General features: G+C 71.8%; 7 protein-coding genes and 1 pseudogene. 6 read left to right on the top strand and 2 right to left on the bottom strand.

Annotated elements, in window-relative coordinates; genetic code table 11:
- Together AB8Z36_RS24865 and AB8Z36_RS24860 are read right to left on the bottom strand one after the other, a co-directional pair.
- Window positions 1–279: pseudogene (locus AB8Z36_RS24865) on the bottom strand (iron-sulfur protein); the annotation flags it as partial.
- A 49-nt stretch (window positions 280–328) separates the two neighbouring features.
- Window positions 329–2,491 carry a S9 family peptidase gene (locus tag AB8Z36_RS24860; RefSeq protein ID WP_369215594.1) on the bottom strand — a complete coding sequence of 721 codons (2,163 nt, stop codon included), beginning with the start codon at window positions 2,489–2,491 and terminating at the stop codon, window positions 329–331.
- Window positions 2,492–2,555: 64 nt separating this feature from the next.
- On the opposite strand from AB8Z36_RS24860, the gene AB8Z36_RS24855 reads away from it, so the two are divergent.
- From AB8Z36_RS24855 to AB8Z36_RS24830, 6 genes are all read left to right on the top strand, one after another.
- Window positions 2,556–3,347: a HipA family kinase gene (locus AB8Z36_RS24855; RefSeq protein ID WP_369215593.1), complete on the top strand. Its 792-nt coding sequence runs from the start codon at window positions 2,556–2,558 to the stop codon at window positions 3,345–3,347.
- On the top strand, window positions 3,344–3,727 hold the full coding sequence (locus AB8Z36_RS24850; RefSeq protein ID WP_369215592.1) for a DUF3037 domain-containing protein: 384 nt from the start codon (window positions 3,344–3,346) through the stop codon (window positions 3,725–3,727). The genes AB8Z36_RS24855 and AB8Z36_RS24850 overlap by 4 nt, the downstream gene beginning before the upstream one ends.
- A gap of 163 nt (window positions 3,728–3,890) precedes the next feature.
- The gene (gene fabG / locus AB8Z36_RS24845; protein WP_369215591.1) at window positions 3,891–4,652 is read left to right on the top strand and encodes a 3-oxoacyl-ACP reductase FabG; all 762 of its coding nucleotides are present in this window, start codon (window positions 3,891–3,893) and stop codon (window positions 4,650–4,652) included.
- A gap of 18 nt (window positions 4,653–4,670) precedes the next feature.
- Window positions 4,671–5,426, top strand: a complete 756-nt coding sequence (locus AB8Z36_RS24840) for an SDR family oxidoreductase (protein WP_369215590.1) — start codon at window positions 4,671–4,673, stop codon at window positions 5,424–5,426.
- Between the two features lie 173 nt (window positions 5,427–5,599).
- Window positions 5,600–7,183, top strand: a complete 1,584-nt coding sequence (locus tag AB8Z36_RS24835) for an ABC transporter substrate-binding protein (RefSeq protein ID WP_369215595.1) — start codon at window positions 5,600–5,602, stop codon at window positions 7,181–7,183.
- A 77-nt stretch (window positions 7,184–7,260) separates the two neighbouring features.
- A partial coding sequence (locus AB8Z36_RS24830; RefSeq protein WP_369215589.1) for a uracil-DNA glycosylase occupies window positions 7,261–7,642 on the top strand: 382 nt, incomplete at its 3' end.

The raw sequence follows: 7,642 nt of genomic DNA, 5'->3' as shown, positions 1-7,642 counted from the left end.
GTTGGAGAAGGCCTTGAACTCGCCTTTGACGGGCKGGGTGACCACGACCCCCTCGTCCTTGAAGATCTTGCCGCCGCCCACCGGGATGTCCGACGTTGTGGCGAGGACGGTTCCGGCGGCCCCGCCGCCCTCGGGGCGGGCCCCGGCGTTCTCCGCCGCGTCCTTGGCGTCGTCACCGCTGCCGCAGGCGGTGAACGCCGCGGCGATGCCCGCGGCGCCGATCGTGGCCACGACGGTGCGGCGGCGGGGCCCTGACAGAGATGCATCGGAAGTCGTCATGCCCGGTGGTACGGCCCCGAGGGAGCGGGTGTTCACCACTTCAAGAAGTTCACAGGGACGCCCGCAGGAAGCCGATTTCGAGCCGCAGCAGGTTCGCCGCCTCCTCGTCGGCCACCAGGTGGCTCGCGCCGGACAGCGGCAGCACCGTGTGCCGTCGGCCCGCGGCGAGCAGCGCGGAGGAGAGGCGCAGCAGGTGCGCGGGGAAGACGTTGTCGTCGGCCAGGCCGTGCACCAGCATCAGCGGCCGGGTCAGGCGGTGCGCGTGGGCGACCAGGGAGCAGCGCTCGTACTGTTCGGGGAGTACGTCGGGATGGCCCAGGTAGCGCTCCTTCCAGTGGGTGTCGTACAGCTCCAGTTCCGTCGGCGCGGCGCCCGCGACCGCCGCGTGGAAGACGTCGGGGCGGTGCAGCACCGCGCCCGCCGCGAGGTAGCCGCCGAACGACCAGCCCCGGATGGCGACGCGCTCCAGGTCCAGGTCGGGGCAGAGCCCGGCCGCCGCGCGCACCGCGTCCACCTGGTCGTCGAGCACCGGCGTCAACTGGTCCCCGTGCACCGCCCGCTCCCAGGCGATACCGCGCCCCGGAGTGCCGCGCCCGTCCGCGACCAGCACCGCGAAGCCCTGCTCCGCGAACCACTGGGCGACGACGGTCCACCACGCGCGCGCGTGGACGACGAGCCGCATCCCGGGACCGCCGTACGGGCAGAGCAGCACGGGGAGCTTCGCGGCGCCGGGCTCGTGCCAGGACGGCAGGTACAGCGCCGCCCGCAGCTCACGCTCGCCGAGCGTGAGGTGGCGTGGGCGGGGTACGACGACGGGCTCTTCGGCGAGCACCCCGATCCGCCCGGCGGGCTCGCCGCCGATCAGGACGGTCACCGTCTGCCCCTCGGGCGTCCTGCTGTCCAGGACCACGGTGCCGCCGCCGAGCACCGCCGTGTGCACGCCCGGGCCCTCGCTGATCCGCGCCAGGGATTCCGCTTCGGCCCCGCCCGCCTCGTCGTCCGCCCGGTTTCCGTCGTGATCCGCCCGGTGTGGGGCGTGGCCCGACCGGTGGTCGAGTGACCAGACGTGGACCTCCGTGGGCTCTTGCGATGCGGTGAAGTACACCCGCTCGCCCACCGCGCCGAGCACCTCGTGCACCTGGAGTCCCGCGGGTGTCGCCGCCTCCCCGACGGCGAGGCCGCGGGCGTCGCCGACCGCCGCGTACCGCACCAGGGCGCCGGACGGGAGCCGCAGCGGAGTGCCGGGGAGCAGCGGCACCCATGCCTCGTCGCGCAGGCGGCAGACGGTCCGCGTCTCCCCGGTGGCCGGGTCGGCCGCCAGGACGTGCACGGAACGCTGGTCGCGTGTCTGGAGGCTGATCAGCGGCCCGTGGGCGTCCCAGGACGCCGTGGGGACGTAGTCGAAGCGGTCGTCGGTCCAGGCGCCGCCGGGGTGCTGTTCACCCGCCCGCTCCGGGGCGCGCACCCGGGTGCGGGTGCCGTCCAGGCGCAGCACATGCAGGGACGTGCGGGCGTTGGCGGTGCCCGCCGCCGGGTAGCGGACGGGGCGGGGCGGACGGTCGGGCCGCGCGGGGTCCGCGAGCCACCAGCGCCGCACCATGGAGGCGTCCACGCGGGCGACGAGCAGCGCGTCACCGGCCGGGGACCACCAGAATCCCCGGTGGCGGTCCATCGACTCGGCGGCCACGTGGTCGGCGAGTCCGTAGGTGACGTCCGGACCTTCCGGTTCCGCGAGGGCCCGGTCTCCGCCGCCGTCCACCGCGACCACCCGCAAGGCGCCCCCGGCGACGTAGGCGATCAGGGTCCCGTCCGGTGAGGGGCGCGGATCGAACACCGGGCCCCCGGTGCGGACCCGGCGCGCGGCGCCGCCGTCCGGCTCCACCACCCAGAGGGCGCCGCCGAGCGCGAAGGCCACCACGCGCGCGTGGCGGTCGGCAGCGAAGGCGGTCACTCCTTGTGCGGCCTCGCGGGCGCGCTCCCTGCGCACGCGTTCCGCCTCCGGCTCCGGTCCCGTCCGGCCGAGGCCGAGCGGATCGACGAGCAGGCGCTCGGCTCCGCCCTCGTACAGCCACAGCCTGCTGACCGGGTCGTCGCCCGCGGTGGAGCGCGTGAACAGCAGCCGCCCGTCCTCGGAGAGCGTCAGGCCGCGGGGCACGCCCAGGGTGAAGCGGCCGGTGCGGGCGAACTGCCGAGGAAGATCCGGTGCGTCCATGAGCGGCACTGTAGGCAGCGGGGCGAGTGATCGAACAGCTCCGGTCCGCCAGTAATCTGGGGCGATGCTCACCGAAGTGACCGCGGTCCGCTACGTCACCCCCCTGCGCGAGGGCGGATCGCTCCCCGGCGTCGTCGAGGCCGTCGACGGCCATGGCGCGTACGCGACGTACGTCATGAAGTTCACCGGCGCCGGACAGGGCCGCAAGACGCTGGTCGCCGAGGTGGTCTGCGGGGAGCTGGCCCGCCGCCTGGGGCTGCGCGTGCCGCGGCTCACGCAGATCCTGCTCGACCCGGTGCTCGGTCTCGGCGAACCCGACCAGCAGGTGCAGGAGCTGCTGAAGTCCAGCGGCGGCCGCAACCTCGGCATGGACTTCCTCTCCGGCGCGCTCGGCTTCGACCCGCTCGCCCACCACGTCGACCCGGCGGAGGCGGGGCGCGTCGTCTGGTTCGACGCCCTGATCAACAACGTGGACCGGTCCTGGCGCAACCCGAACCTCCTCCTGTGGAAGAGCGACCTCTGGCTGATCGACCACGGGGCGAGCATGATCTGGCACCACAACTGGCGCACCGCCGCGACCGCGTCCGCCAAGCCCTACGACGCCACCGACCACGTCCTTCGCCCCTACGGCCCCGACGTGGCGTCGGCGGCGGCCGAGCTGGCCCCGCTCGTCACCGAGGAGCTGCTCACCGAGGTCACCGCCCAGGTGCCCGACGCCTGGCTGGCCGACGAGCCGGGCTTCGAAAGCCCCGACGAGGTGCGCCGCGCCTACGTGGCGGCCCTGCTGCCCCGCGCGGCGACCATCCACGAACGGATCGCACTCGGCGAGCCGCAGCCGAAGGGGGCCGCCTCATGAGCGACCGCGACGTCTTCGAGTACGCGCTGGTGCGCGTCGTCCCGCGCGTGGAGCGCGGCGAGCGGTTCAACGCGGGCGTGGTGGTCTACTGCCGCGCCAAGTCCTACGTGGCCGCCCGCACGCACCTCGACGAGGCCAAGCTCCTCGCCCTCGACCCCGCGGCCGACGTGGCGGGGATCAGGGCGGCGCTCGGCGCCGTCGAGCGGATCTGCGAGGGCGGTGCCGCGGCGGGCCAGGCGGCGCGCGACGACGCGGGGCGGCGCTTCCGCTGGCTCATCGCGCCCCGCTCCACGGTGGTCCAGCCCGGTCCGGTGCACACGGGCCTGACGGCCGATCCGGCGGCGGAGACGGACCGCCTCCTCGGCCTCCTGGTGAGGTAACGCGTCACAGCGGGCCTGCGGGCCGTTGACACCCGGTGCCGTGGCTTCTAGCGTCTCGTCCTGCTGAAGGTACTAAGCGGTCGCTCACCATCGGGGCGTACCGTGGGACTGCACCCGCAGAGCCGCACACCAAGAGCCGCATCCAAGGGCGAGGAGAACCAGCATGTCCACCACTGAGCAGCGCGTCGCGGTCGTGACCGGCGGAGCGCGAGGCATCGGCGCGGCGACCGCCGTACGGCTCGCCGCCGAGGGCCGCGCCGTCGCCGTCATCGACCTCGACGAGGCCGCCTGCAAGGACACCGTCGCGCAGATCACCGCGGCCGGTGGCAAGGCGCTCGCCGTCGGCTGCGACGTGTCCGACGAGGCCCAGGTCGAGGCCGCCGTCGCCCGTATCGCCGAGGAGCTCGGCGCGCCGACGATCCTCGTCAACAACGCGGGTGTGCTCCGCGACAACCTGCTCTTCAAGATGAGCGCGGGCGACTGGGACACGGTCATGAACGTGCACCTGCGCGGCGCGTTCCTGATGTCGCGCGCCGTCCAGAAGCACATGGTGGACGCAACCTTCGGCCGTATCGTCAACCTCTCCTCGTCCTCGGCCCTCGGCAATCGCGGCCAGGTCAACTACGCCGCCGCCAAGGCCGGTCTCCAGGGCTTCACCAAGACCCTCGCCAAGGAGCTCGGCAAGTTCGGCGTCACCGCCAACTCCGTCGCCCCCGGCTTCATCGTCACCGAGATGACCAAGGCCACCGCCGACCGCGTGGGCATGGACTTCGAGGAGTTCCAGACCGCCGCCGCCAGCCAGATCCCGGTGCAGCGCGTCGGCCGCCCCGAGGACATCGCCAACGCCATCGCCTTCTTCACGGGCGAGGCGGCCGGGTTCGTCTCCGGGCAGGTCATGTACGTGGCCGGCGGCCCGCTCAACTGACCCGGAAGGCTCAAGGACATGGCTGTGCAGGACAGTGGGAAGGCCGCGCTGGTCACGGGCGCGAGCCGCGGCATCGGCTACGGCATCGCCGAGGCCCTGGTCGCCCGGGGCGACCGCGTGTGCATCACCGGACGCAACGAGGACGCCCTCAAGGAAGCCGTCGAGAAGCTCGGCTCCGACCGGGTCATCGGCGTCGCGGGCAAGGCGCACGACGAGGCGCACCAGGCGGTCGCCGTCGAGCGCACGATGGAGGCGTTCGGGCGCGTCGACTTCCTGATCAACAACGCGGGCACGAACCCGGTCTTCGGGCCGATGGCCGAGCTCGACCTGAACGTGGCCCGCAAGGTCTTCGAGACCAACGTCATCTCGGCGCTCGGCTTCGCCCAGCGGACCTGGCGGGCCTGGCAGAGCGAGCACGGCGGGGCGATCGTCAACATCGCCTCCGTCGCGGGCGTCTCCGCGTCGCCCTTCATCGGCGCGTACGGCATGAGCAAGGCGGCGATGGTCAACCTCAGCCTCCAGCTCGCGCACGAGTTCGCGCCGAAGGTGCGCGTGAACTCCATCGCGCCCGCCGTGGTGAAGACCAAGTTCGCCCAGGCGCTCTACGAGGGCCGCGAGGCGGAGGCCGCGGCCGCCTATCCGCTCGGCAGGCTCGGTGTGCCCGACGACATCGGGGGCGCCGCGGCGTTCCTCACGTCCAGCCAGTCGGACTGGATCACCGGCCAGACACTCGTGGTCGATGGCGGCATCTTCCTCAATGCGGGCGTCGGCTGACGAAGCCGGTTCAACCATCGGCTACACCGTCAAAGGTGACGTAGACGTGCATCAAGTGCCCCGCGCGCGCCACTAGTTGGCGTGGCGGGGCGCTGCGGATATGGTCTGCCGACTCAGGATGAGGCCGATCGAGGAGCGTGCGCGTGTTCAGTGATGTTCCCCCAGCGAAGCTGATGAGGGGCCTCGGACCGGTGGCGGCACTCACGTCGCTGTCCCTGATCGCCGGCTGCGGGGCGCTGTCCTCCGAGGGGCCGGACGGCGAACAGGTGATCACGGTCGGCACGATGAGCGCCCCGAGCACCCTGGACCCCGCCAAGGCCTGGGACAGCTCCTGGGAGCTGTACAGAAACGTTTTTCAGACCCTGCTGAGCCTTCCCTCGGGGGCCACCGAGCCCGAGCCGGACGCCGCGGAGTCCTGCACGTTCGACGGCAAGTCCAGCACGGTCCTGACCTGCCGGCTCCGTTCGGACCTGCAATTCTCCGACGGGCACGAGCTGGACGCGGCGGCGGTGAAGTACTCCTTCGACCGCATGCGGACCCTGGAGGCCAAGGGCGTCGTGAAGGGCGGCCCCATGGGCCTGCTCGGCTCGCTCGACAAGGTCGAGACGGAGGGTGAGCGGACGGTCGTCTTCCGGCTCAAGAAGCCGGACGCCACCTTCCCGCTCGTCCTGTCGACCCCCGCCATGTCGATCGTCGACCCGCGCGAGTACCCGGCGGACAAGCTGCGCGAGGGCAGTGGTCTCACGGGCTCGGGGCCGTACGCCCTCCAGGCCTACGTGCCCGGCGAGAAGGCCGAGCTGGTCAAGAACGACCACTACAAGGGCGCGGCCGACGTCAAGAACGACGCCGTCACCATCCGCTACTTCAAGAAGTCCTCCGCCATGGTGGACGCCCTCCGCAGCAAGCAGATCGACGTCACCTTCCGCGGTCTGGACGCGGGTGACGTCATCGCCGCGCAGGGCAAGAGCAACGCTGATTCCGAGGTCGAACTCGTCGAGGGCGCGGGCACAGAGATCCGCTACCTGGTGTTCAACACGGAGGACCCCTGGGCGCGCAAGCTGCCGGTCCGGCGGGCCGTCGCGCAGCTCATCGACCGCCCCGCCATCGCCCACAAGATCTACAAGGACACCGTCGACCCGCTGTACTCGATGGTGCCGAGAGGGCTGACCGGGCACGCCACCGGCTTCTTCGACGACTACGGGGACCCCAGCGCGGACAAGGCCAGGAAGATCCTCACCGACGCGGGCATCACCCGGCCCGTGCCGCTGACCCTCTGGTACACCACCGACCGCTACGGATCGTCCACCGCCGTGGAGTTCGCCGAGATCAAACGGCAGCTCGAAGCCTCCGGACTGTTCGACATCACGCTCAAGGGACGCCCCTGGACCGAGTTCCAGGAGGGCTACAGCAAGGGCGAGTACCCCGTCTTCGGCCGCGGCTGGTTCCCCGACTTCCCGGACGCGGACAACTTCATCGCCCCGTTCGTCGGCCCGAAGAACGTGCTCAACACGCCGTACGTCGCCAAGGAGATCACCGACGAGATCCTGCCGCGCGAGCGCAGGGAGGCCGACAGGGGCGCGGTCATCGACGACTTCGAGCGGGCGCAGAAGCTCCTCGTCGACGACGTCAGGCTGCTGCCCCTCTGGCAGGGCAAGCAGTACATCATGGCCAGCGAGGAGATCGCGGGCGGCGAACGCGCCCTGGACCCCTCCGCGATCATGATGATGTGGGAGCTCCAGCGGAAGACGAGCTGGTAGGCGCTCCAACGCGGCGTCGGCCGGGGGTGCCGGTAGGTTCTGTCATCACAAGTGATCGCACCCCGGAGGTTGTTGACGTGACCGACATCGCCATGCTGCCCGCGTCCTGGCGCGGAGTCCTCGGCGAGGAGCTCCAGAAGCCCTACTTCAAGGAGCTCACCGAGTTCGTCGAGCAGGAGCGGGCGCGCGGTCCCGTCTACCCCCCGCGCGACGAGGTCTTCGCCGCCCTCGACGCGACGCCGTACGACGAGGTGAAGGTCCTGGTCCTCGGCCAGGACCCGTATCACGGCGAGGGCCAGGRSCTTCACCTCAACGCGGTGCTCACGGTCCGCGCCGGTGAGGCCAACTCCCACAAGGGGAACGGCTGGGAGAAGTTCACGGACGCGGTGATCCGCGCGGTGGCCGACCGCCCCGACCCGGCGGTCTTCGTCCTGTGGGGGAACTACGCCCAGAAGAAGC

It is taken from the genome of Streptomyces flavofungini, assembly GCF_041028215.1.
Classification (GTDB): domain Bacteria; phylum Actinomycetota; class Actinomycetes; order Streptomycetales; family Streptomycetaceae; genus Streptomyces; species Streptomyces flavofungini_B.
Note: the sequence above shows the minus strand (reverse complement) of the source record. Positions and strands in the feature narration are given on the sequence as shown.

Excerpts from the sequence above, each read along its gene's own strand:
- AB8Z36_RS24855 (WP_369215593.1), top strand. The coding sequence starts at position 2,556 with ATGCTCACCGAAGTGACCGCGGTCCGCTACGTCACCCCCCTGCGCGAG.
- fabG (WP_369215591.1), top strand. The coding sequence starts at position 3,891 with ATGTCCACCACTGAGCAGCGCGTCGCGGTCGTGACCGGCGGAGCGCGA.
- AB8Z36_RS24850 (WP_369215592.1), top strand. The coding sequence starts at position 3,344 with ATGAGCGACCGCGACGTCTTCGAGTACGCGCTGGTGCGCGTCGTCCCG.
- AB8Z36_RS24840 (WP_369215590.1), top strand. The coding sequence starts at position 4,671 with ATGGCTGTGCAGGACAGTGGGAAGGCCGCGCTGGTCACGGGCGCGAGC.
- AB8Z36_RS24860 (WP_369215594.1), bottom strand. The coding sequence starts at position 2,491 with ATGGACGCACCGGATCTTCCTCGGCAGTTCGCCCGCACCGGCCGCTTC.
- AB8Z36_RS24835 (WP_369215595.1), top strand. The coding sequence starts at position 5,600 with ATGAGGGGCCTCGGACCGGTGGCGGCACTCACGTCGCTGTCCCTGATC.